The 23809-nt window shown below is 44.8% G+C and carries 20 protein-coding genes; 11 read left to right on the top strand and 9 right to left on the bottom strand.

Translation table 11 applies throughout. From position 1 onward, the window contains the following. The first annotated feature begins 435 nt into the window (after nt 1-435). Nucleotides 436-2781: an ATP-binding protein gene (locus L1D37_RS20740; protein WP_239849029.1), complete on the top strand. Its 2346-nt coding sequence runs from the start codon at nt 436-438 to the stop codon at nt 2779-2781. Nucleotide 2782: 1 nt separating this feature from the next. Further along, nucleotides 2783-3670, top strand: a complete 888-nt coding sequence (locus tag L1D37_RS20735; RefSeq protein WP_123301710.1) for a mechanosensitive ion channel domain-containing protein — start codon at nt 2783-2785, stop codon at nt 3668-3670. Nucleotides 3671-3802: 132 nt separating this feature from the next. On the opposite strand, the gene L1D37_RS20730 is transcribed toward L1D37_RS20735, so the two are convergent. The 3 genes from L1D37_RS20730 to L1D37_RS20720 all read right to left on the bottom strand — a co-directional run bounded on the left by L1D37_RS20730 (nt 3803) and on the right by L1D37_RS20720 (nt 9176). Further along, nucleotides 3803-5422, bottom strand: a complete 1620-nt coding sequence (locus L1D37_RS20730; RefSeq protein ID WP_239849028.1) for a methyl-accepting chemotaxis protein — start codon at nt 5420-5422, stop codon at nt 3803-3805. Between the two features lie 273 nt (nt 5423-5695). Further along, the gene (locus tag L1D37_RS20725; protein ID WP_239849027.1) at nt 5696-7723 is read right to left on the bottom strand and encodes a cache domain-containing protein; all 2028 of its coding nucleotides are present in this window, start codon (nt 7721-7723) and stop codon (nt 5696-5698) included. Continuing rightward, nucleotides 7713-9176, bottom strand: coding sequence for a sigma-54 dependent transcriptional regulator (locus L1D37_RS20720; protein ID WP_239849026.1), 1464 nt, complete (start codon nt 9174-9176; stop codon nt 7713-7715). Before L1D37_RS20720 ends, L1D37_RS20725 begins: the two co-directional genes overlap by 11 nt. A gap of 302 nt (nt 9177-9478) precedes the next feature. Here L1D37_RS20720 and L1D37_RS20715 point away from each other — a divergent pair, with 302 nt between their 5' ends. From L1D37_RS20715 to L1D37_RS20695, 5 genes are all read left to right on the top strand, one after another. Continuing rightward, nucleotides 9479-10285 carry a substrate-binding domain-containing protein gene (locus L1D37_RS20715; RefSeq protein ID WP_150878019.1) on the top strand — a complete coding sequence of 269 codons (807 nt, stop codon included), beginning with the start codon at nt 9479-9481 and terminating at the stop codon, nt 10283-10285. A 213-nt stretch (nt 10286-10498) separates the two neighbouring features. Then, complete coding sequence (locus tag L1D37_RS20710) at nt 10499-11197, top strand: ABC transporter permease (RefSeq protein WP_239829805.1); 699 nt, start codon at nt 10499-10501, stop codon at nt 11195-11197. 10 nt (nt 11198-11207) lie between these two features. After that, nucleotides 11208-11927 carry an energy-coupling factor ABC transporter ATP-binding protein gene (locus L1D37_RS20705; protein WP_176681197.1) on the top strand — a complete coding sequence of 240 codons (720 nt, stop codon included), beginning with the start codon at nt 11208-11210 and terminating at the stop codon, nt 11925-11927. Beyond that, a complete protein-coding gene (mobA, locus tag L1D37_RS20700) occupies nt 11905-12489 on the top strand; it encodes a molybdenum cofactor guanylyltransferase MobA (protein ID WP_239849025.1) in 585 nt (194 codons plus the stop codon). Before L1D37_RS20705 ends, mobA begins: the two co-directional genes overlap by 23 nt. After that, a complete protein-coding gene (locus L1D37_RS20695) occupies nt 12489-14306 on the top strand; it encodes a bifunctional molybdopterin-guanine dinucleotide biosynthesis adaptor protein MobB/molybdopterin molybdotransferase MoeA (protein WP_239849024.1) in 1818 nt (605 codons plus the stop codon). The genes mobA and L1D37_RS20695 overlap by 1 nt, the downstream gene beginning before the upstream one ends. A gap of 119 nt (nt 14307-14425) precedes the next feature. Here L1D37_RS20695 and L1D37_RS20690 read toward each other — a convergent pair whose 3' ends face one another. Continuing rightward, nucleotides 14426-16636: a GGDEF domain-containing protein gene (locus L1D37_RS20690; protein WP_239849023.1), complete on the bottom strand. Its 2211-nt coding sequence runs from the start codon at nt 16634-16636 to the stop codon at nt 14426-14428. A 179-nt stretch (nt 16637-16815) separates the two neighbouring features. Here L1D37_RS20690 and L1D37_RS20685 point away from each other — a divergent pair, with 179 nt between their 5' ends. Further along, entirely contained in the window at nt 16816-17082 is a 267-nt protein-coding gene (locus L1D37_RS20685) for a DUF2960 family protein (protein WP_017063882.1), read from the top strand. Between the two features lie 181 nt (nt 17083-17263). Here the strand turns inward: L1D37_RS20685 and nagK are convergent, their stop codons facing one another. Together nagK and L1D37_RS20675 are read right to left on the bottom strand one after the other, a co-directional pair. After that, nucleotides 17264-18172, bottom strand: coding sequence for an N-acetylglucosamine kinase (nagK, locus tag L1D37_RS20680; RefSeq protein ID WP_048658721.1), 909 nt, complete (start codon nt 18170-18172; stop codon nt 17264-17266). Between the two features lie 163 nt (nt 18173-18335). Continuing rightward, complete coding sequence (locus L1D37_RS20675; protein WP_080967676.1) at nt 18336-19082, bottom strand: tRNA-uridine aminocarboxypropyltransferase; 747 nt, start codon at nt 19080-19082, stop codon at nt 18336-18338. Between the two features lie 72 nt (nt 19083-19154). Here L1D37_RS20675 and L1D37_RS20670 point away from each other — a divergent pair, with 72 nt between their 5' ends. Then, nucleotides 19155-19952: a sterol desaturase family protein gene (locus L1D37_RS20670; protein WP_239849022.1), complete on the top strand. Its 798-nt coding sequence runs from the start codon at nt 19155-19157 to the stop codon at nt 19950-19952. A 24-nt stretch (nt 19953-19976) separates the two neighbouring features. Here L1D37_RS20670 and L1D37_RS20665 read toward each other — a convergent pair whose 3' ends face one another. From L1D37_RS20665 to L1D37_RS20655, 3 genes are all read right to left on the bottom strand, one after another. Continuing rightward, nucleotides 19977-20624 (bottom strand): PAS domain-containing protein, encoded by a 648-nt coding sequence (locus tag L1D37_RS20665; protein ID WP_176681202.1) that lies wholly within the window; start codon nt 20622-20624, stop codon nt 19977-19979. Between the two features lie 90 nt (nt 20625-20714). Continuing rightward, entirely contained in the window at nt 20715-21989 is a 1275-nt protein-coding gene (locus tag L1D37_RS20660) for an L-serine ammonia-lyase, iron-sulfur-dependent, subunit alpha (RefSeq protein WP_239849021.1), read from the bottom strand. 40 nt (nt 21990-22029) lie between these two features. After that, on the bottom strand, nt 22030-22410 hold the full coding sequence (locus tag L1D37_RS20655) for a RidA family protein (RefSeq protein ID WP_176681204.1): 381 nt from the start codon (nt 22408-22410) through the stop codon (nt 22030-22032). A gap of 303 nt (nt 22411-22713) precedes the next feature. On the opposite strand from L1D37_RS20655, the gene L1D37_RS20650 reads away from it, so the two are divergent. Further along, nucleotides 22714-23451, top strand: coding sequence for an AzlC family ABC transporter permease (locus tag L1D37_RS20650; protein ID WP_176681205.1), 738 nt, complete (start codon nt 22714-22716; stop codon nt 23449-23451). A gap of 2 nt (nt 23452-23453) precedes the next feature. Further along, nucleotides 23454-23789, top strand: a complete 336-nt coding sequence (locus L1D37_RS20645) for an AzlD domain-containing protein (protein ID WP_176681206.1) — start codon at nt 23454-23456, stop codon at nt 23787-23789. The last annotated feature ends 20 nt before the right edge of the window (nt 23790-23809 follow it).

Below are 23809 nucleotides of genomic sequence, written 5' to 3'. Positions count from 1 at the left end.
CGTCGCAACGTTACTTGTTCAGGGCTTTAACTGCAAGTATTGATTGCATTTACCCGCTATTAAGTGAGTGATAACCCAGCCAAATCATAGTTTGAGCTGACTCACATTTTTGATTTCTATTTTAAGCGCAATAAAACGCCAATATTCAATAGCTAGAAAGTCGCGAATGGCTGAGCAAAATCCGGTTTATATAAAGACATATACTGTGTAAATAATTAAATATATCGCACAATAAACTGTTACAACCAAACCTTCTTAATACCAAGCTATTTACAACATCATCTGATGCTCCAATATTAGCCTAACCTCTGACAATTTCATGACAAAGACCCAAGAATCAGGGATAAAGTACTCGCCCCTAAAAATGGGTTCGATTTCACAAAGCGAAATTAACTAACTATAGTAATCCTAACCTCATAATTTTAAGAGACTTTTATGCGTTCATTCATGCGCTTCTTATTATTCACTTTAGCCATCGTTTCTTGGCCGGGTCTTGCTAACTTAGACTACGACTTACAATCCCAACCTCAGGTGTCTGAAGCGGCCCAAGATCTGGCTAACCGGATTGATGAACTCCCCGATCCTCTGTTTATGAATATGGCAGACAAACGCAAGGTCAACATTTTGTTGTCCCAAGTGCTCCGTATCCAAAAGCAACAGATCGCGACGTTCGACCAGCAGCTAAAAACGTATCGAGAGAAGAACGATGCCGAGCAATGGTTTGAGGTGGAGTCGAGTTACATCACGCTAAACAGCCTGAACGTCAGCAAGCAATATCTGCTTGAGCAAACCACGACCGCCAACAAAGAACGCCTTACTGGTTTCGGGCCTTATGGTGTGACTCAATTTAAGCAAGAGTGGCAATTGACTCAGTTGAACGTGGAGTATCTTGTCTATTTCCAGACTCGTAGCTTCAAGGCGTTGATCCAAGACATCTTCATTTCACCGGTTCCAGTGATTTGGGCATCTCTGAAAGTCTTGTTTATCTACTTTGGTTTGGTGTGGTGGCTTTCAAACGGCACTCGTTTAATCGAACTGTTTAGAATCAACTTCCTAGAAACTAAACAGAGCCCACCGTTTTGGGTGCGTTTGATCTGGTATGTGAGCCGCGCGCACAGAGCGATCGCTTGGTTAATCGCGATTACGATCTCTTTGCGTATTCTGTCGAGCTTGCCAAGCCTGCAGCACTTAATCTTCCTAGAGATTTTTACATGGTGGATTCTTGGTGGCTCGATTGCGATCAGCTTCATTCTTGAATTTGCGTATCGCATTAGTCGTACCTCAAACAACGAAGTGAGAGCGCTTCGACTGTCGAGCATCCGCCGCTATGTGTGGAGCTTCATTGTCGCTGGTGTGATCATGCAGGTCTCTATCAGAACCTTAGGTAAAGGCACGATTTACAGCTGGATCTACAGTGCCCTGTTCTTCTGGTTTGTTCTGGTAACAATTTCTGTTTTAAGACTGTGGCGAGCGAAAGTCTTTGAAGCTTTAGAACACATCACTGACAGACCAGTGTGGGTGAATTGGGCGGTTAACCGTCAGAATACCTTCGCGCTTAATATTGTCGCGACAGCGATTGGCGCAGTGTGGTTGATGGTCTACAGCTTCCAACATCGGATCATGGCGCTGTTGTCTGGCTTTACTCTGTTTAGTCAGGCTCTTGCTTACCTGTTTAGAATTGAAGTGGCTAAACAGTCTGACTTGGATAAGAACCAACAGAATCTAGTCAGAATCAAGGGCGACCAAACCTTTGAATACGTTCTACCGGGTTCAATAGACAGTGAACTGATTGATTATGCTGGCGATGAAGTGAAACAGCTTTCTCGTTACCTAATGTCTGACAGCCCTGCGATTTGTATTCTGTCTGGCGAGCGTGGCGTTGGTTCAACGACTTTGCTTTACACCCTATTACACAAGGTATCGAATGCTGAGCCTATCTACGTAAGTTGCCCTTATGCGGGTTACCAAGAACTGCTTTGTCACTTAGCGGTAAGTATTGGTTTAGAAGAGGACGCGACTGAGATTCAAATTTTGGCGCACCTACGTAAAAGTGAAACAACTTACTTAATCGCGATTGATAATGCGCAGCGTCTTGTTAAACCTATGGTTGGCGGCCTATCCGATTTGATTCGCTTAACCAACTTGTTACGTCGTTCTAAAAAGAACCACCGCATTGTAATGTCGATTGCGAAATCGAGCTGGCGCTTTGTAGACAGAGCGCGTGGTGAGCGTCTGTTGTTTGATTTGGTTTGCTTCCTTCCTCGTTGGACAGAGAAGCAAGTCGGTGAACTGCTAACAAGCCGTATCAACACACAACTGGAAAAGCCTCTGTCGTTTGATGGTTTGGTCGTACCTAAACAGTGGGACCAAGATGAGATGTCAGAGGAAGAACGTGCGCGCCAAGGCTTCTATCGTATCTTGTGGCACTACTCAGATGGTAACCCAACTGTTGCCCTGCGTTTCTTCCGTTTGTCTCTGAATCGAAACAAAGAGACGGATCAGGCCGTCGTGAGATTGTTCCACGTACCTGAAGCACAGGAGCTGGAAAACATGCCGAAACCTATGTTGGCTGTGTTGCGCTCTATTGTGCAACTGGAGATTGCGTCTCCTGAGGTATTGTCTGAATGTACTCAGTTAAGCATTGCGGAAATAACCGGGATTCTGCGCTACTTCGAGAGCCGTGGTTACATTGGTTGGAATGAAGACAAGGCCAAGATCTCCGATCACTGGTTCCGTCATATTACTAACGTTCTTGACCGTCAACATTTATTGGTGAAGTAAAATGAAGAAGTTATTTGTCCTATTACTTGTTGGCTTAGCGACGGCGGTGAGTTTCCCGACTTACGCAACGGAAGAGTTAGCCAATGTAGAAAACATCTCAAAGATTGCGAGCCTAGTACGATGGAGCGGCGTGTTCTTCTCGCTCATCGTGATTGGTGCGATGTGGTTATTGCTTAAGTTCATCAACTCGATGGTGACAAGCTTTGGTAGCCAATTCGTGCAATACCGAATGCTGCTGCAAAAGCTTCAGTCGTTCATGCAGTTCTTCATCTACGTGAGCACGGGTCTTATCGTGTTCATGATGAGCTTTAGAATCAATGACCAAATACTGGCCCTGATTGGTGGTACCCTCGCCGTGTCTGTCGGTTTTGCGCTTAAAGACTTGGCAGCATCATTCATCGCCGGTATCACGGTAATGATTGATAGACCGTTCCAAGTTGGTGACCGTGTCACGTTTGAAGGTAACTACGGCGACATTATCACTATCGGTTTACGTTCTGTTCGTATGAGGACTTTGAATGACGACATCATTACGATTCCGAACAACAAGTTCTTAAACGAAGTGACCACCAGTGGTAACTATGGTGCCTTGGATATGCAGGTGGTGATTCCGTTTTATGTTGGAATGAATGAAGACATCACCCTAGCCCGCGACTTGATTCAAGAAGCGGCGTCTTCGAGTCGTTACATCCACTTACCAAAGCCAGTCACTGTGCTAGTTAAACAGACGATCACCGACAACTACCTCGCGATACAGTTGACGTGTAAGGCTTATGTGGTGGATACCGCGTATGAGAAGTTGTTTGAAACCGATATTACCTTGCGTGTGATGAAAGAGTTTAAGAAGCACAACATCAACCCACCGAAGATTTCAGTGGCAGCGCATTAGTCGCAGTTGGTTTAACGCTCGGAGAGTGAATTAATCTCTTAGCCAGCAACAAACAAAAACACCTCCGAACTTATGTGCGGAGTTGTTTTTTTTATGAGGTTTTGTCTGTGGTAACGCTAAGTGGTTTTGGATTTACACCTTAAAGTACTTCAACTGTTCTGTTAGATGCTCTGTGGTATTGGCCATTTTCTGACTGTCCTCCGCCAACGATTGTGAGGCTTGCAGAACTTCATTAGCGGCTAAGTGAATACCAGTGACACTCTCACTCATTTCAGTGGCTACTGTGCTCTGTTGTTCCGACGCTGCGGCAATCTGAGCCACCATGTCATTTGCGTTGTGCAGCTCATTTACTATCACATCCAATTGCTGTCGTGTTTCGTTAGAAGCAACAACACTGTGATCCACTTTCTCATTACTGCTTTGCATCGCTTTAAAGGTACGCTCAGCTTGCTGAGTCAATTTTTCAATGGTTGATTGCACTTCGTTGGTCGAGTTCTGAGTGCGACTCGCTAGGTTACGCACTTCATCTGCAACAACCGCAAAACCCCTACCTTGCTCACCCGCACGTGCTGCTTCTATCGCTGCGTTGAGTGCTAACAAGTTTGTTTGTTCTGATACATCACGAATCACACCAACAACTTGGCTAATCTCAGTCACACCAGATTGCAGATCTTTGACTAGGTTATTCGCTGTCGAGGTGTTCTCTGAAACCTGAGAGATGGTTGTCGACGTTACCTGCATGTTTTCGTCGTTCTGATTTGCATGGTCGACGACCTTATTGGTGCTTGCGGCTGTGTTCTCTGCATTGACTGCTACATCTGAGATAGTGACGCTCATCTCTGTCATCGCAGTAGACAGTAATTCCAGCTGCGCGTGTTGGGAGTTAACACTGGTTGCGGCCTCTTCACTGGCTTGTGCAATGTGACTCGCCATGTTGCTAGACAAATCTGCAGATTCATTGGCAGTGCGAAGCGTGCTTTGAAGTTTATCGAGCATGGTATCGATCTGATGGCTCATATCACCTAGCTCATCTTTGCGTGTCATGTTCATTCGCACACGAAGGTCGCCATCGGCAATCTTATGGGTGTTATCGATAAGCTTATTCAGTGGCACAAGGATGTTGTTGGAAATAGCGTAACCCATTGCGAACAGTAAGCCTGACAAAACAACCGCAACCATTCCTTCCTTAATGGCTAAGGCATAAAACGCCTCTTGGATATCCGCGACTAAGATTCCAGAGCCGATCACCCAGTTCCATTCTGGAAACAGCTGAACGTATGAGATCTTGTCTTTGAGTTCGCCTTGGGGGCTCATCCATTGGTAATCAAGAAAGCCTTTCTCTTCAGGTGTACGAGAGATGGTGACCATTTCTCGCCAGTGATGCTTACCCGCGCCATCTCGTAGGTTTCCGGCATTGGTGCCATTGAGTTCAGGCTTTAATGGATGGCTGATGATGTTGAGCTGCTGGTTTAGAATCCAGAAGTAATTGGTGTTGTCATAGCGAAGCGTCTTGATAGCTTGTAGCGCACGATCCTTTGCGACTTCTTCACCCAGTACACCGCGTTGGCTGTAATAATAGCTTGCCAAACTTACTGCGGTTTCGACTTGTGCACTGAGCTTATCTTGTCGCTCTTCCATAGAGCTTGCTCGCTGCTGCATTAAATTAAAGGTGGATGCCATTACCAGTAGAACGACCGATAAAATGACGATTGATACGAGTTTTGATTTGATAGATAGGTTACTTAATTTCATAGCTGACTGACTTTATTATTTGTTTTGATTATGGATTTTCGACCAAGTTATCAAAAATTCGTACAGTTCAGATGATATGCATCAAGATCGAAAGATATACACTGTGTTACATAACCAAAAAGAGGTATACGTCAAACAGGCAGAGGTTGAGATTTGGCTGGCGATAGATTAGTAGTGCGGGAATTTCGTGCTTGGGCTAAAACGTTCGTGTAATAGCCCAAGCGCGTTAGAAATATTATCGGGTGATAATATCGGTGAATGGGTTGTTAGAACTTATAGATTTGATACCAGCAATTGAGGCGTGGCTTTTTGTTGGAGGTAGATGCTAAAGCGACTTCCTTTACCGACTTCGGATTCAACACGTATTTCACCGCCCGTTTGGCTCAAGATACTTTGAGAAACGGATAAGCCTAAGCCTGTACCATCTCGCTTGGTGGTGTAGAAAGGCGAGAAAATGCGTTTCAGCTGCTCTTCCTTGATGCCGCAACCTTCATCTTCCACGTGAACAATTGCCCCATGAGACACGCCATTCTCGACCCAGTCTTCACTTGAGATCGTTAATGTACCCTGTCCGTCCATTGCGTGAATCGCGTTCATCTGTAGGTTAACCAGAATTTGCAGCAATTGATTGCGGTTAACTTCGACAGACGTTTTTGCGTGTAGCTGTGACACGTACACAATCCCTTTCTTCTTGGCACCCGTTTTCACAAGCGTAATACTCTCATCCACGATTGGGTTGATGTGTTGCCAAGTAATTTCATCTTGTACACCGCCGTGTCGGCTGTATTGAAGCAGACTTCGTGTGATGTTTCGGATGCGATCAATCTGCTCCATGATGGCGTGGACTTCTTCTTCTACACGGCTCACTTCATCACCCAGCTCAAACTTCATCAGCTCAACGTTGCCAAGAATCACAGCCGTTGGGTTGTTGATCTCGTGGGCAATGCCCGCGGTCAATTCACCTAGCGCAGCTAACTTTTCATTCACCACCAGCTTATCTCTGGCTTGATTGAGAAGTTTGATGTGCAGCTCGAGCTCTTCCGTTTTCTCTTTCAAGCTCGCCGTGCGTGAGTGAACTTTACATTCCAGCTCAGAAGCCGCTTGTTGAATCTCTTGATTACGTTCATGAAGCAAATCCAACATCTTGTCGAACTGTTTAGCGAGCAATGTTAGCTCGTGTTGATCATCTAAACCGAGCGTACCAATTCGCTTGTCTTGCCCCATCTGGACTAGCTTGACCACTTTATGGATGCGTTCGATTGGGTTGAAAAGATCACGCGCGCCACGATGAACGATCAAACCTGAAGCCAACAATAACAGCACAATGGTAATGCTGATTTCACCAAGGTTAGTCAGATACGTTTCGATAAGCGGCCAGATGAGATAGCCGGTATAAAGCATGCCAATCACGTTATCGAATTGGTCATGTATGGGTTGATACGCGGTGATGTACCACGCGTCGTAAACATACGCACGGTCTAACCATTCTTTACCTTCGTTTAAGACTTTGGAGTGAACCTCATGTGATACACGCGTACCAATCGCGCGCCCTGCGCTGTCTTCACTGCTCAGCGGTACATTGGTGCTAACACGCAGGTCATCAAGGAACACAGTGACGGTACCAATACGGCGGTTGAACCCATCGCGTTGCGGATAGATCAGGTTGCTGATTTGATCGACAAGCTGCGTGCTGTTGTTGAGCAGAATGCCGCCATCAAGAAAGCCAATCACGTGTTCATTCTTATCTCGAATAGAAACCACGGTGCGACTGACCAAGCCTCGTGTTTCAACGCTCTTCCCTTTTAGCATCGGCACTTCAGCTTTCTTTGCGAGCTCACGATCTAAGGTATTGAGCTCTTCTTGACTCAATACGCTGAAAAACGATTCTTTGTGAGTCAAGTTTAGGTATTCGAGCTTCTTCTCCATGCTCTCAACACTTCGCCAGCGAAGAAAGTCGAGTTCATAGCGAGATTTGTTTTCAGAAACCCAACGAATAAGATCCTCTTGCGAAAGATCACTCGCGAGTTTGACTCGGAAGTTGTATGACTCGGCAAACGCACGCACGTTGTAAGCTTGTTGACTTTGAATCAGATGAATACTGTTATCCGCTACGTCTAGGCGCTCATCGACATCGATCAACGCACCCTGCCACGTGTAATGAACCGACCAATACAACGTGATAGCAACAAGTGCACACAATGTCAGAATGATCGGCGCAGATGTCAGAAACAATAAACGGTAACGCACCATGGTCTTGAAGCGGAACGCCCACTTTGACCACCACTGACGTCTAATCGGCATATTCAGAGCCTTCTGTATTCCAATCTTTGTATTTACGCTCTAGCGTTTTACGTGCAACGCCAAGATCTCTTGCTGCAGCAGACTTATTGCCATCATGGAAACTTACCAACTGTTCTATATGGGATTTTTCCACTTCTTTAAGCGTCCAAGTGTTTGGGTAGCCCTCCGCGGCGTCAGAGTTATTCAAGTTTGGCACTTCCGCGCCGTGTGACACCGTCACTGAAATACTGGCTGGTGCTGGGTCGCCATTTACTTCACGCCAATAATGAGCTGGTGGCTTGTCTAGCAGAATGCAGCGCTCTACTAAGTTCTTAAGTTCACGGATATTGCCCGGCCATTCGTATTCGTTCATCGCCAAGATGTCTTCATGTGCCCAGTTTGGAACCGGTATGCCTAGCTCACTCGATAATAGACGAGTGAAGTATGGAACCAGCTCAATCAGATCCGATGGACGCTCTCTTAGTGGCACCACATCAATCTTCAATACATTCAATCGATAGAACAGATCGCGACGGAAGTGTCCTTTATCTACCTCTTCCTGAAGGTTTCGGTTGGTCGCCGCAACGACACGTACGTCGACTGCAATCTCTTTCTCGCTGCCGACGGGTCGGATTGTGCGTTGTTCTAACACACGTAAAAGCGCAGCTTGCATTGGCAGTGGCATTTCACCAATCTCGTCAAGGAAAAGTGTGCCGCCGCTCGCCACTCTGAATAAACCTTCACGGTTCTTCTTGGCACCAGTAAACGCGCCAGAGGTGTGACCAAACAATTCGCTTTCGAGAAGTTCTGGGGCAATCGCACCACAGTTAATTGGTACAAACGGCCCTATTCGCTTGCTGGCTTCATGCACGCCACGTGCAACCAACTCTTTACCCGTGCCTGACTCACCTTCAATAAGAACCGATGCTCGTGATGGCGCGAATTGGCTGATGAGCAGCTTTAGCTGTTTGGTTTTGTCTGAACTGCCGATCAACTCGGTTTTAATATGACGGCTAACATCACGCTTCAACGCGTATTGCATTCTTTGGTCTAGGCGTTTATCCATGCAACGCAGCACAGCTTGTATCATCTGCTCTAGATTGAACGGTTTTAGAATGAAGTCAGAAGCACCAAGCTTAAGTGCCGAGATGGTCATCTCTAAATCGGCATAGCCAGTCATGAAGATCACATCAGCTTTTCGGTCACTGTCGTTAAAGGCTTCTTCCCATTCAATACCAGAACGCCCTGGAAGGTTGATATCGAGAACAATGAGATCGAAGTGTTCGTTGCAACGTAGAACCTCTGCTTCTTCTACTGAACCTGCGCTCGACACCTTGCCAAAGTACTTACCTAGTGCTTTTTTAAGAATTGCCTGCATGCCAATTTCATCATCAACAACCAAGACAGAAAATGCCTGATATTGAGTCAATGTGTTTGAATTGAGATGAGACGTACTTGAACTAGGTAAAGACATAATGATCGGCCGATAGGGAAAGTTGGGACAGAGTGTACCAATTAACCTTTTGATCAACAGGGTCAAAGTGCGACATTTTGTCCTAGCTCATGTTTTGATTCATTTTATAGGGTCAAATGGCGCAGTTTTGTCCGAAATAACAGCAATTTAATGAAATCTGATGCATCATTTATTGGCATTAAGCTTGCTTATAAGGTGATGATTTCTAATTACAAGAATTAGCATCTTATGTACATGCCCTTCTTTGAGCCCTTTAAAACGAAGGCATGTCATTCATTTATAACAGAATGGACATAATAATAATGAAAGCAATTCCCCTAACTATTGCAGCTCTATCTATCGTCAGTTACTCGGCTAGCAGCGCAGAAGACACCACGCATATTAAGCTTGCGACAACGACAAGTACTTATCACTCTGGCCTACTGGATTACCTACTGCCTGAATTTGAAAAAGATTCTGGCATCAAAGTAGATGTTCTAGCTGCGGGTACGGGTAAATCTCTTCGCATGGGTGAAAATGGCGATGTGGATTTGGTGATGACACACGCACCAAAGGCTGAAGCGAACTTTGTTGAAAAAGGCTACGGCGTTTTACCTCGTAAACTGATGTACAACGACTTTGTGATTGTTGGCCCTCAAAGCGATCCGGCAAAAATTGAATCTCAAAAAGCGGTAGCTGATGTGTTCAAAGCAATCGCAACCAACAACGTGACGTTTGTGTCTCGTGGTGACGATTCAGGTACGCACAAGAAAGAGATGGGCATTTGGGCACAGACCAAAATGGAACCAAACTTTGGTGGCTACCGCAGTGTTGGTCAAGGCATGGGCCCTACTCTGAACATGGCGTCTGAAATGCAAGGCTACACCATGACAGACCGTGGCACGTGGTTGGCTTACCAAAACAAACTGGATCTTAAAATCCTTTTCCAAGGCGATAAGAACCTATTTAACCCTTACCAAGTAATCCTTGTTAACCCTGAGCGCTACCCAAGCATTAACTATCAAGCGGCGAAAGTATTCAGTGATTGGTTGGTGAACCCTAAAGGTCAGAAACTGATTAACGACTTTAAACTGCATGGCAAACAGCTGTTTGTCGCGAGCGCAGAGTAGTTTTTAGTAAGCGTAGATTCGTTTATAACAAGCTGAGAATGGTTTGTTATAAGTGCTAATGCCAATTAGCACTACGCTTAACTAATCAGTTAACTGAAGCAATTAAAGAAACAATAGCTGGCCAATATAATAGGCTCAATAATATTGTGTCAGCTATGATTAACATCAGTCATTACCGATAAAGACCCATTATCGATTCACACGAGATACTTCATGACCCTATGGCAAACAACGCTTGATGCATTGAATTTACTAGTCAGTTTTGACCACGAACTGTGGCAAATTGTAGCGGTATCCTTCAGCGTATCTTTGTCCGCCATTTCATTGGTGATTATTCCTGCAATCATCATGGCTTTCATCTTGGCTTATACCGAGTTCCCCGGTAAATGGGCGCTGCTGTCGGTGATCAACACCTTACAAGCTATCCCTACCGTGGTAATTGGCTTGCTGATGTACATGATGCTCTCTCGTTCTGGCCCACTCGGTGACTGGCAATTGCTGTTCACTCAAAAGGCGATGATTCTGGGTCAGATGCTGATCTGTTTCCCTATTCTGGTTGCTATGATGCACGGTGCGCTGCAAGCCAGTGACCGTCGCGCGGTAGAAACGGCACGTACTCTTGGAGTTTCTACTACTCGAGTTGCGTGTACCTTGATCTGGGAAACCCGTTTTCCTCTACTTGCGGCTGCCATTGCTGCCTTCTCTCGTATCGTCACTGAGGTGGGTTGTTCAATGATGGTAGGTGGCAACATTATGGGAATGACTCGAAATATCCCAACGGCTATTGCTATGGAAAGTCACAAAGGCGCATTCGCACAAGGTGTCGCGCTTGGCATGGTTTTATTGGCATTGGCATTAGCCCTTAACTTTTTCCTTTCCAGTGTGCGAGGAAAAGGCTATCTAAGAACTTAGGAACGCTGTCATGAGTATAAAAATAACAACGCAGCAAATTTCAATGCGCTACAAAGAGCGTGTTTTGTTCCATATCCCTGAACTGTCGATCGGCCCTAACGATGCTATTTATCTGAAGGGTGACAACGGTGTTGGCAAAACGACCCTACTTAAAATATTGTCAGGTTTGATCAAACCAAGCTCTGGCCGTATTCAATGCCCAACACAAAGTTGGCAACACAACCTGTTTCCTAGACTAAAATTCAAAGACATCATCTATCTCCATCAAACCCCTTACCTATTTGATGGCTCTGTGTACCAAAATGTCGCTTATGGCATTCGCTTTAACAAAGAGAGCCAAAAAGATAAGCGAGCTCAAATAATTAATGCTTTGAGGATGGTAGGTTTAGAAACCCTAGCAGACGAGCACATTTCCGTGTTGTCTGGTGGTGAGCGTCAACGCGTAGCAATGGCAAGAGCTTGGATTCTCAAGCCTTCAATCTTGCTAATGGACGAACCAAGTGCTTCTTTAGACAAAGAATCTATTGAAAGATTGGTGATTATGGCCGAAGATCTTCTTCAGAGAGGCGCGAGTTTAGTCATTACCAGTCACCAAACCAACGCGTTAACCGATTTGTGCAAGAAGCAATGGTGGATCAAAGACAATACCTTGACCGAATCACCGCTTCTGCAAGTAATTAAAAAGAACAAAGCACAAGAGAATATTTATGCTGCTTCCAACGCAAACTAGTTGGGTTATTTTGGCTGGCGGACAAGCCAGCCGTATGGGCGGAAAAGATAAAGGACTCGTTGAGCTCAACGGTTCCCCGCTTATTCAATACGTTATAGACAAGCTGTCACAACAAGATGTCAGCATCACCATCAATGCCAACCGTAACCTCGACAGTTACCAAGCATTCGCTCCGGTTGTTTCCGATTCGTTCCCTGATTACCCAGGTCCTTTGGGTGGCATTCACGCTGGCCTTAAAAACGCGTCGACAGATTGGGTTGGCTTTGTTCCTTGTGACAGCCCGCAAATCAGTGACGACCTTGTTGAGCGTTTTTGCGCTGCAGTAAAAGAAGATAGCGACATTCTTGTGGCTCACGATGGTGAATATAAACAGCCGGTTTTTACCCTATTTCACAAGCGCGTACTTCCAAAGTTAGAAGCCTTTTTAGAACGTGGCGACCGCAAGATTATCTTGCTGTACAAAGAGTGTGTGACGGAATACGTCGATTTTAGCGACGCGCCAAACTGCTTTGTAAATCTAAATACGCCAGAAGAACTCACCCAATTCGGAATGCTTCAATAATGAAAGATTCAAAACAACGCCCTAACCTGCCTTTATTAGGTTTTGCTGCTTACAGCGGTACAGGTAAAACAACCGTACTTGAAGCGTTACTGCCTTTGCTTACCAACGCCGGTTTGAAAGTGGGTGTTCTTAAACACGCTCACCACGATTTCGATGTCGATAAGCCAGGTAAAGACAGCTACCGCTTACGTAAAGCGGGCGCAAATCAAATGCTGATCGCTTCGCGTAACCGTCATGTCATGATGACAGAAACGCCAGAAGCCGAAGCAGACTTTGATTATCTGCTTACGCGTTTCGATACCAACACGCTGGACTTAATTTTGGTTGAAGGCTGCAAGAACATCGCCTTTCCTAAGATTGAGCTTCACCGTGATGAAGTGGGTAAACCTTGGCTTTATCCAAACGATGACAACATCATTGCTATCGCTGCAGACAGCAACGTTGAATCTGACCTGCCACAAATGGCGATCAGCGACTTAGAAGCGATTCGTGATTTCATCATCGACTACGCTCAATCGTTCGACCCTGTTTCGAAAACAAATAAAGTCGCCGCGTGTGCGTCTTCAAAAGACAACACGCCAGTTGTGTGTTGTGACTCTTTCTCTCCAACCGGCTTAACGGTGACTCAAGGTCAGCAAAAGATTGTTGATAGCATTGACGCACTAGAGCTTGTTGAATCTGTTTCGCTAGAACAAGGCTATGGTCGAGTATTGGCCGAAGATGTAATCTCCCCAATCAACGTGCCTCAGAACACTAACTCTGCGATGGACGGCTATGCCATTCGTGGTGAAGATTTAGAGCTAGATAGCTACCACGTTGTTGCTGAAGTGATGGCAGGACACAGCTACGACAAGGCCGTTCAACAGGGTGAAGCTGTTAAGATCATGACTGGCGCGCCAATGCCTGAAGGTGTTGATGTGGTTGTGATGCGTGAGCAAGCCGTTCAAGAAGGCGATACAGTTAGCTTTCCAGATGCGAAAATCTCAGTAGGACAAAATGTCCGTATGGCGGGTGAAGACCTCGAAATTGGTCAACCTGTCTTTACGCGTGGAACACGAATTGAAGCACCAGAAATGGGCATGATGGCGTCACTGGGTTTCGGTACCTGCCCTGTTTTGCGTAAAGTGAAAGTCGGCGTGTTCTCGACAGGTGATGAAGTTCAAGCTCCGGGTAGCGAGCAGAAGCCAAACTCTATCTACGACTCAAACCGTTTTACTATTATCGGTATGCTTCAGAAGCTAGGTTGTGACATCGTTGATTACGGCATCATTGAAGATGACGAACAGAAGATGATGGATGTACTTCACGCGGCTTCTTTAGAAACGGATATGGTTCTGACGTCTGGCGGTGTGTCTGTTGGTGATGCTGACTACATTAAACTTGCGTTAGACAAACTAGGCGAGATTAACTTCTGGCGTATCAACATGCGTCCGGGGCGCCCTCTTGCTTACGGTAAAATTGAAGACAAACCTTTCTTTGGCTTACCGGGTAACCCAGTTGCTGTGATGGTGTCGTTCATTAACTTTGTTGAGCCTGCAATTCGTAAGCTGCAAGGTCAAACTAATTGGACACCAGTGAAAGCAAACGCGGTTGCAACAGAGCAATTACGTTCTCGCCAAGGTCGTACTGAGTTCAGCCGTGGTGTGTTCTCAATGAATGAATCTGGTGTGCTTGAAGTGAAGACGACGGGTAAACAAGGCTCAGGTATTCTGCGCTCAATGAGTGAAGCAAACTGCTTAATCGAAATCTCACCAGCGGTTGATACTGTCAAAGTCGGTGAGACAGTGACGATCATTCCACTGCAAGGTCGTGTTTGATTTAGCACGCCTCGATTCAACACAGCTTCACAAGAAACAGAGACGCCGGCTTATATCAAATATAAGCGGGCGTCTTTTTTGGTTCGTATTGAGAAAACTAGAGTGATAGACCGAGTAGCTTAAACAACCGTGGGTTTATCTAACGGACAATTGGATAAGTCACAGTTATTCAGATAGCAGTCGATAAGGTTGTAATTGTTACGTCCACTCTCTTTCACTCGGTACAATTGCTTGTCTGCAATGTCACAAATCATCTTGAAGTTGCTATCCACGTTGTCGCTAACAAGTTCAACGTTTACCCCACCGATTGATAAGGTAAGCTGCTTGGCTCTGATCGCTTTCGGGCTAACCAACGCCAACTCAGACAATGTATTTCTAAGCGTAACGACTTTCTCTTCGATATCTTGGCTACTTTGACCAAAGCAGATAGCCATAAACTCATCCCCACCATATCGGAACAAGTAATCGTTCTTGGTCGAGAATGTACTTCTCAGTAAACGACTAAGAATACGCAGCGCTTCATCACCTTGTAAGTGACCGTGAAAATCGTTGTAGGCTTTGTACTCATCAATATCAATCATCAATACTGCAAGTGACCGTTTTTGCGTATAAGCATTACGAATCAACACTGGTGTAATTTTGTCGAGTTGATATCGATTCGATAAACCCGTTAATGGGTCTGTCGTGCTCAACACTTCAAGCGTTTGATTGGCATTCTCTAAGCGCTGTCGTTGCTTTTGATTCTCAAGCGACACGGCAATGAAACTCGCCAGATGCTCGATTAGTTGACAATGGTGTTGTTGATACTGATTAGGTAAATGATGCTGTACGGATAACAGTCCTATCACTCTTTCATTGAGAATAATCGGCGTCAGAATGATGGAGTTGGTGTCCGGTTTGTCTTTAACAACCACCAAGTCATCATCTTTACGCGAGGCCTTATCAACATAGGGCTCTAGTGCATCATCGGTGACACTGTTCAAATGCACGGTCGCGCGCTTGCGAATCACATAAGTGCCGACGGTTTGATTATCTTGGCAAGTGACCTTGAGGTTTTGTACCAAGCCTTGAGTATCAACAAAGTATTGGTAGTCGAGTATGTCAGACTCGTCGTCGTACAGTGCAATACCAAATTCGAACGTCGGCAGAATCGTGTTTATCTTGCTTAGGATCTCAGGAAGCACGTTATAAAGGTCAGGAGCGGTAGCAATGAACTGACCAATATCAGTAATCGCGCCCATGTACTTTTGCATTTGGGTAAACACTTCGTGCTGTTGTTTGTCTCTAAGAGTATCCACGCTTTGCAAAATACGATCGCTTTGTTTGCGTTCGTATGCCTTTAGGTATTTTTCTGAAAGCTCGATATGTTCCGTTTGCAGTGATGCGAGACCATTACAGTCTTGTTGATGGTGAAAGATTTTCGCCTTGGCCTTCGCGTAAATACTGTAGAAGTGGTAACTGTTTTTTAGCTCAAAGTTTTGCTCAAGGAAAAGACATCGTTCTTGAGCTTGCTCAAGCTCCCCTATTTCCACCAAATATTGAAACCAACACACCAAGTTTTCCATTCGATTATGGTCGTCGTTGATTTTCAGGAAATACTGTTCCGCTTGATAAAACGCATCGAGCACATCACTTGGAGTAAAACCGCCCTGTTGAACTTCATCTTGCTGAACCCTACCTTGCTGAACCATAGTTTGAGCTAGGTATCCGTGACACAGTGCGAACGTTCTATTGCTTGAGAGTGACTCGGCTATCTTCTTCGCTTCAGCGATTGCTCGAATCGCTTGGTCAAACTCTCCGGTATACGCACAACCATAAGCGAGGTTAAGGTGGCTCACTGCACAATCTAACTGGCGGTTAGCATTCTGAGATGACGTTACCGCTTTACGTGCATATTGTTTGGCTTCTTCGAACTTCCCTAAGCTCAAATGCATGTCGCTTAGGTTGCAGTAGATGAGCGCTCGAATGTTGTCATCAACAAGATGTAAGTTCTCTAACGTCTTTGCATAACACGCATAAGCCGATTGGTAGTCGCCACAGTCGTTATAAACCGATGCTAATAGACCGTTGACGAAAACAGTGAGTTGAACTTCTTCTGGTTGGGTTGCATTTAGGCAGGTTTTATAATGTTCGACAGCATCAAGTAGATTGTCTTGGCGATCACTTTTGTACGCCTTCAGAAAAAGCGCAATAGATTCTGGGAACGGTTGATTATGGTCACGGCATATCTTTCTTACTCGCGCATCAACTTCTTCTAATCCTTTGATTCCAGGATAGTTTTGAATTCGAGTGATGATTCCCATAATCTGAGGGTAAAGCGTATTGATCATAAATTAGATTTAAGCCGATCAAACATATAAATTGTACATAGTGTACCATAAAATATTTTTGCGACTTACTGCACGCTTTATTGATATCGCTAATATTTCAAGATTTTTTATCATAACCTTGAGCCACGTACTGTTTTTATGTAGAGTGCGCGAAAGTAATAATCCTATTGGAGAGCATCATGGCTCGTACCATTCTGTATACCTATAAAGACGAAGACAAAGAGTTACTGTTTTCTAAACAAGAACACCGCACGATCCAAGAAGCTGTAGCTGCAGCTGAAGGCATCGATATCTCTGAGTATCTTAAAACTGAGCAACAGCTTGAGTTGATTTCTGATACGAAAGCGGTTCGTAACTACCAAGATAACTACTTCCGCAAGCTTGGCTTTACTAAGCTTACGTTGAAGCAAAAAGACAACCTTGGTGTTGGTAAAAAGAAGAAGTAAGCCCTCTGGCTCTTTTTCTTGATATTTAGCTTCTAAGCTCTAGCTTCAGGCTTTTCGTTTTGGCGTTACTAGTTAAGAGTTAAAGAAACGAAAACACCAAACAATAAAAAATGCCGCAACCTCTTTCGAGATTGCGGCATTTTTATTTATGCTTTTCAACTAGCTCAACGTTAAGTCGCGATTACTTAATGTTAAGGAATGCAGCACCACGAACGCCGCCTGAATCACCGTGTTTCGCTTTGATGATCTTAGGACACTTCGCTACAGACAGTAGGTACTTAGGCACACGCTTTGGCATCTCTTCATAGATAAGCTCGAAGTTTGAAAGACCGCCACCCAGTGCAACAACATGTGGGTCAAGACCGGTAAACAGGTTCGCGAAACAGATAGCCAATAGTTCCATGAAGCGATCAACGTGCTCAGCCGCTTTTGCTTCGCCTTCGTTGTATGCTTGAATGATCTCAATCGCTTTCTTCTTCTCGCCGTAGTAATGCTCGTAAATCAACTCAAAGCCACGACCGGATAGGTAGCTGTCTAGACAACCTTTCTTGCCACAGCCACAGCCTAGTAGCGGTGCGTTGTCGCCAAGGTGGAACCATGCATCGATAGGAAGGCGCATATGACCTAGCTCACCTGCAACGTGGTTACGACCAGAGAACACTTTACCTTCGTAAACTAAACCACCACCGAAGCCAGTACCTAAAATTAGGCCAGCAACTGATGGTTCATCTTTAAGCTCATCATCCCACGCTTCTGAAAGCGCAAAACAGTTTGCGTCGTTCTCGATTTTTACACTACGACCAATAAGCGCTTCTAAATCTTTACGTAGTGGCTTACCTGTTGAAGCTGGTACGTTAACAACCAGCATTGTGCCGTCGTCTGCGTTTTCCATGCCAGGAAGACCAAGGCCAATTTTGCCTTCGCAAGAGAATTCGCTATCGTACTTTTTTACTAAACCAGCAATCGTATCAAGCAGTAATTGATAATCGTCTGTTGGTGTTGGAACACGCTCTGTTGCTACTCGCTCAAGTTTCTCATTGAATGCACCAAACTCAATTTTTGTGCCGCCAACATCGAAGCCGTAATACATGAAATCTCTCCAATTTTTCCCTAAATTCGGGCAAATAAATTCTTTAAATAAAACAACTGAGGAACATTATCCATAACACTCCCCCTACAAACCGTGATAGATAACAAACTTATCTCGTGTTCGAGTCTGTTTGAACAACAAGTCAGCACAAAGCGGTTAAAGGTTAGAGTGAAGTCTCACTTTTACTGTGCTCTATGAAAGCGTTCAGGCTAGGTTTGGTCGGATCCGACTTATAACGCGTCTTACTTAGCATGTAGCTTTCGCGAAATGCTTCAAACCAAAGTTGTAAAGTCTTAGCGCCCTGCTCTTCACCAGCTTGTTTTAATACCAAGCTCGCCACTTCCGCCGTTGAAAGGTGTTGGTCGTTGTCTGACTTACGCATCATGTATTGAGAAACCGACTCAGGCTCAATCGATAACACAGGTAAATCTTGAAGGTACTCAGAACGTCTAAAGATGCGTCTTGCTTCACGCCAGCTACCATCGATGAAAATCAGCAGCAGCTTTTTATTTGGGTCACGCATTTGTGGCAAGTCTTGCACCACTCGCGTTTTGTCATCGGTGTAATCTTCAGGGAATACAATGACAGGTTGATACTTTTCGTCTTTCAGTACATCCAACATTTCTGCGTTGGGTTCAGTTCTGTGCCAAAGGTAAACGTGGCTGTCTTTTACGGTATCCACAATCAAACGGCCTGTGTTACTCGGCTTTAAGATTTCGTTGTCTGACAAGATCAACATGGTCGCGACGTTCGTATCTATGTCTGGTTGATGTTCACAGATACAACTGTCTTGTTTGATTTTGCAGTATTCACATCGCACCACTTTACATCCGCGCGCGTTAAACGGTTTGGTTGAAAGAGATAAACGGTGTTGGTATAAACGGTGGAAAGCGTGGATTCTCATGGACAATAACGACAGATAGAACTAGAAAAGTGGCACGATTGTACTTACAGTGGCTTGATAATGATAGAAGGAATTCTTATGCAGGACCCATCGCTACTTCGCCTTGTCTGTTTTATCACCGCTTTCATCTTGTGTGCGCTGTGGGAGTACCGTGCTCCTAGAAAAACACTGACTCAAAACAAGTGGTTTCGTTGGGGAAATAACTTCTCGTTGATGGCGGTTAATAGCATTTTGTTGGCAACATTAATCCCCGTTGCAGCGTTTCAAGCGGCGCTGATTGCTGAGCAAAACCAATGGGGACTGTTTAATAACATCGCGCTTCCTTTTGAACTCACGGTGTTTCTTTGTGTCGTGTTGTTAGATCTTGCCATTTATACTCAGCATCTTGTCTTCCACCGCATTCCTCTGCTTTGGAAGCTTCATCGTGTTCATCACGCAGACTTGGATATTGATGTAACGACAGGCACACGCTTCCACCCGATTGAGATGATCTTATCGATGCTGATTAAAGTGGCGTTGATTTTTGTACTCGGTGTTCCGGCATTAGCGGTGGTGATCTTTGAAGTGGTGTTGAATGTGAGTGCGATGTTCAACCATAGCAATGCCCGTTTACCACTATGGTTCGATAAGCAATTACGTAAAGTGATTGTCACGCCAGACATGCATCGAGTTCATCACTCTGTGATCGTCAAAGAAACGCACTCTAATTTTGGTTTCTTCATATCAGTGTGGGATATCTGGTTTAAGACGTATCGCGCTCAACCTAAGCTTGGTCACGATAAGGTAAACATCGGTGTACCGGAAATTCGTGATGGGAAGGAACAGAGGCTGGATAAACTGATTACCCAGCCATTTAGATACAGCCAGAACAAATAGACTTAGATAGCTAACCAATAAACATTAGGCTTTTAGCTCACGCAGGTAGCGGTAGATGGTATGGATAGAAATATCGAGCCCTTTTGCCGCGATTTGCGCACTGTCTTTCAAATCAAAAATACCCATCTCATGCAATCGAGTCACAATCTCACGGCTCTTCTTCGACGGTGCGATATCTGCGTCTCCAGTCACCTGCTCTCGCACAGTTTCAATTGAGCTGTGCATCATCTCTTCGTTACTGCGAGCAAAAGTCTCAGGCGTAGTTTGAGGTCTTTCTAAGTGTGGAAGTAAACAAGGAACCAGTGAATGCATTACTTCTTGGAACGGTGCATCGAGGTTGGTGTTAATGCATAGCAAGCCGATGGCTTTTTGCTGCGGGTTACGAATTATGGTGGTCATCGAACGCAAAGTTTTGCCATCGGGACATTTTGTCATGTAAGCGCCCGATACATCTTTACCCTGAGTCAGCTTCATTAGCGCTAAGTTAGTAATAGGTGCACCTACGTCTCGGCCTGTGACATGACTGTTCGCGATTTTGATAATCGAAGGATTACGAACATCTAAACTGTGCAATAACACTTCCGTATGCTCGCCATACATTGCAGCAATCCCGTCAACGATGTTTTCGATTGAGTGCAAAATATCATAATCACTTTGAGCTAATTCGAACACTGAGTCCTTCCTCTTCTGGCGAAAAAACCGCTAAGTAGCAATTACCAAGCGGTTTGATTTATTAAAATCATCTGATTCTAAAACGTTTGATTACGCAGACATTATATCAATAATCGTTGAGTCTGTAACACTCATACCAGCGGTAACCAATTTTCCAATATTGCGGATACTGGTCTCGACATCATCGGCAACAATGCCTTGGTTGTGCGCTTCATTACAACGCATCGCCATTAAGAACCCGTTTACCGCAGCACTGGTCGAGGTTTTCACCTTCATCGCACATGTCGACTTAGCACCATCACAAACCATTCCAGAACAATCACTTAGAACGTTCTGAATCGCGTAGCAACTCTGTTCAAATGAACCCTTAGCCAGATACACCATTGCCATCGCAGCAGCAGCACTGGTCACCGTGTTACCACAAAACGCAGAAAGCGGTGGATAGTACGATTTAATGTAGATCGCGCCAAGGTGACTCATGATAAGTGCACGCGCCAGTTGCTCTTGAGATGATTTGAAATGCTCAGCAATTACCGCGACAGGAATCGTTGCAGCAATGCCTTGGTTACCACTGCCGAAGTTACTCATCGCAGGCAGAGTTGCACCACCCATTCGAGCGTCAGACGCGGCAGCAGTTTGCATGATGATCTTGTTCATCAAGTCTTCACTCATCAGGCCGAGCTGAATACCCTGTTCCATAGTGCGACCAACCTCCAGCCCATAAGCGTGAGCCAGGCCTTCTTGCGATAGCTTGCCGTTAAGGTCAGAAGCTTCGAGGATAAACTCAATGTCTTTGAATTCAGCACTGGTGGCATAGTTATAGATGTTACCGATATCAATATCGATTCCTTCACAAATCGAACCTGTTGAAACGGTTTGGTCGCAATCTTGACTGAAAAGAACCGTGCCATTTAAGGTTTTTTTGATGATTTGTGTATGGCCGCCGCTGATTTCAACTGTCGCGACTTGCCCTTCACATTCCACTTCAGCGTAACAATAGATGAATTCGTCTACATCTTTACGATGCGCACTCACCTGTCCGGCATCGATAAGAGCTTGCGCTTTCTCAACATCTTTTGTGCTGATCTTCGCTAACACCTCTAAACCAGCGTGTGGGTCCCCACCAATCGCACCAACAGCAGCAGCAATGGGTAAGCCTATCTTTCCTGTCCCCGGAACGAACACGCCCATAGAGTTTTTGTATAAATTGTCCGACACATACACTCGAACTTTATCCGGTGTACCCACAAGCATCTTGGCAGCGACTGAACAAGCGTAAGCTGCGGAGATGGGTTCTGTGCAGCCAAGAGCTGGTTTAACGACGGTATTTAAAATCTCTTTATACTGTTGCCATTGTTGTTTCATAGTAAGGACCTCACACTATTCTTTGTTTACTTACGACTAGCTATTTACGACCAGCAATCGCTTCAATTTCGATTTTCACACCTAGAGGAAGATCCTTCACTGCAAAGCAGCTACGAGCAGGACAATCCTTTTCAAAAAACTCTTTGTAGACTTCATTGAAAGCCGCAAAATCGCTAATGTCTGATAAGTAACACGTTGTTTTTAGTACCGCGTCTAGGTCACTGCCCGCCGCTTGTAAAACATATTGAAGGTTTAGTAACGACTGACGGGATTGTTCACTAACGCCACCTTCTACAACACCGCCTTTTTCTCTACACACGGGTAATTGACCTGATGTGAAAACGAGGTTTCCGAATGCGTTGCCGTGCGAGTATGGGCCGATGGCTTCTGGTGCTTTGTCTGCTGTAATGACTTCTTTCATGTTTATTCCTGTTCAGAGTTGCTAAATATTTCAACTACAGTTTAAACATTGAAATCGTTAAAATGCAAAAATAGTTGCAATAATTATCATAAAATACCTTCAATCAAAGATCTCAAAAATGAAATCCACCCTAAATCATTGATTTTTAGGTTTTTATTTAATTGGCAATGATTTGCTGATTTGAGAATAACGATCTAAATCAAATAAATTTTAATCTTGGTTTGAAAAATATTTTAATCAGCAATACGATTCTCGCCATAATTTGCAAATAAATTTGAATTTTTTAATTTTGGGTGAGCAGTCATGAATAAACAACAGATCCAGGCAGGGTTAAGAGCAATCTTTCCTTTATGTGTAGGCGCATTTCCATTTTCATTCATCGTAGGAGCAGTCAGTATCACAGCGGGAATGACCGTTACGCAAAGTACTTTATGGTCGTTCACTGTGTTTGCAGGATCTTCGCAAATGGTGGCGCTAGGGTTAGTTCAATCCTCTGCGAGCATCGTCGTTATCATGTTTACAACGTTCATCATCAACCTACGACACATGCTCTACAGCGCGTCGATGTCGGAACACATGAAGGCGTATCCCATTCATATGCGTATGTTGATGTCTTATGGCTTAACGGATGAGGTTTATGCCGCAACGATTAACGACATGAAGCAAGAGAAACAAGGTCGCCATTGGTTTTACCTAGCAGCGATGGGCGGGTTTTGGCTTAACTGGGTGGTAGCTGATTTCCTTGGTGCTCTGATTGGTTCGTCGTTCCCAGAGATCGCAAACTACGGCTTAGATTTCGCGATGGTTGCAGCCTTTATCGCCATTGTGATTCCACAAGTGAAAAGCCGTGAATGCATTGTGGCAGCCATTGTCGCGACTTTCACCGGTGTGCTTCTTGCTGAACTTCCCTACTCACTTGGTCTCGTTATTGCGGCTGTGGTTGGTGTTTATGCAGGCTACCGCATGGACTTGTCGACAGAGAAAGCAGAACAAGAATCCGCACAAACAGGCCTATTAATTGAAGAAAATGGAGTAGCGTAACCATGAATACTACAACTTTTATTCTTATTACATTCGCGATGGCGGCCGCAACCTTCATCATTCGTTTTTCTGTGATTGGTATGGCGGGCAAGTTTGAGATGTCAGAGCGTTTTAAAAAGACGTTGCGCTTTGTACCCGTTACGGTTCTGCCTGCGATAATCGCTGTGGAGATTCTAGGCGCTGGGCCTGAAATGGAATTCGACCTACACAACCCAAAGGTTTTGGCTGCGATTGTTTGTACGCTGGTCAGCCTTCGTTTCGATCTGATTTGGGTGGTGATCAGTGGTGTTGCATCACTTATCTTCTTTCAACACATCATGCCTACTCTGTTTATGTAAACATGAATCATTAATAGGCA

The sequence above is a fragment of the Vibrio sp. Isolate33 genome (assembly GCF_022397895.1).
Taxonomy (GTDB): Bacteria; Pseudomonadota; Gammaproteobacteria; order Enterobacterales; family Vibrionaceae; genus Vibrio; species Vibrio pomeroyi.
Note: the sequence above shows the minus strand (reverse complement) of the source record. Positions and strands in the feature narration are given on the sequence as shown.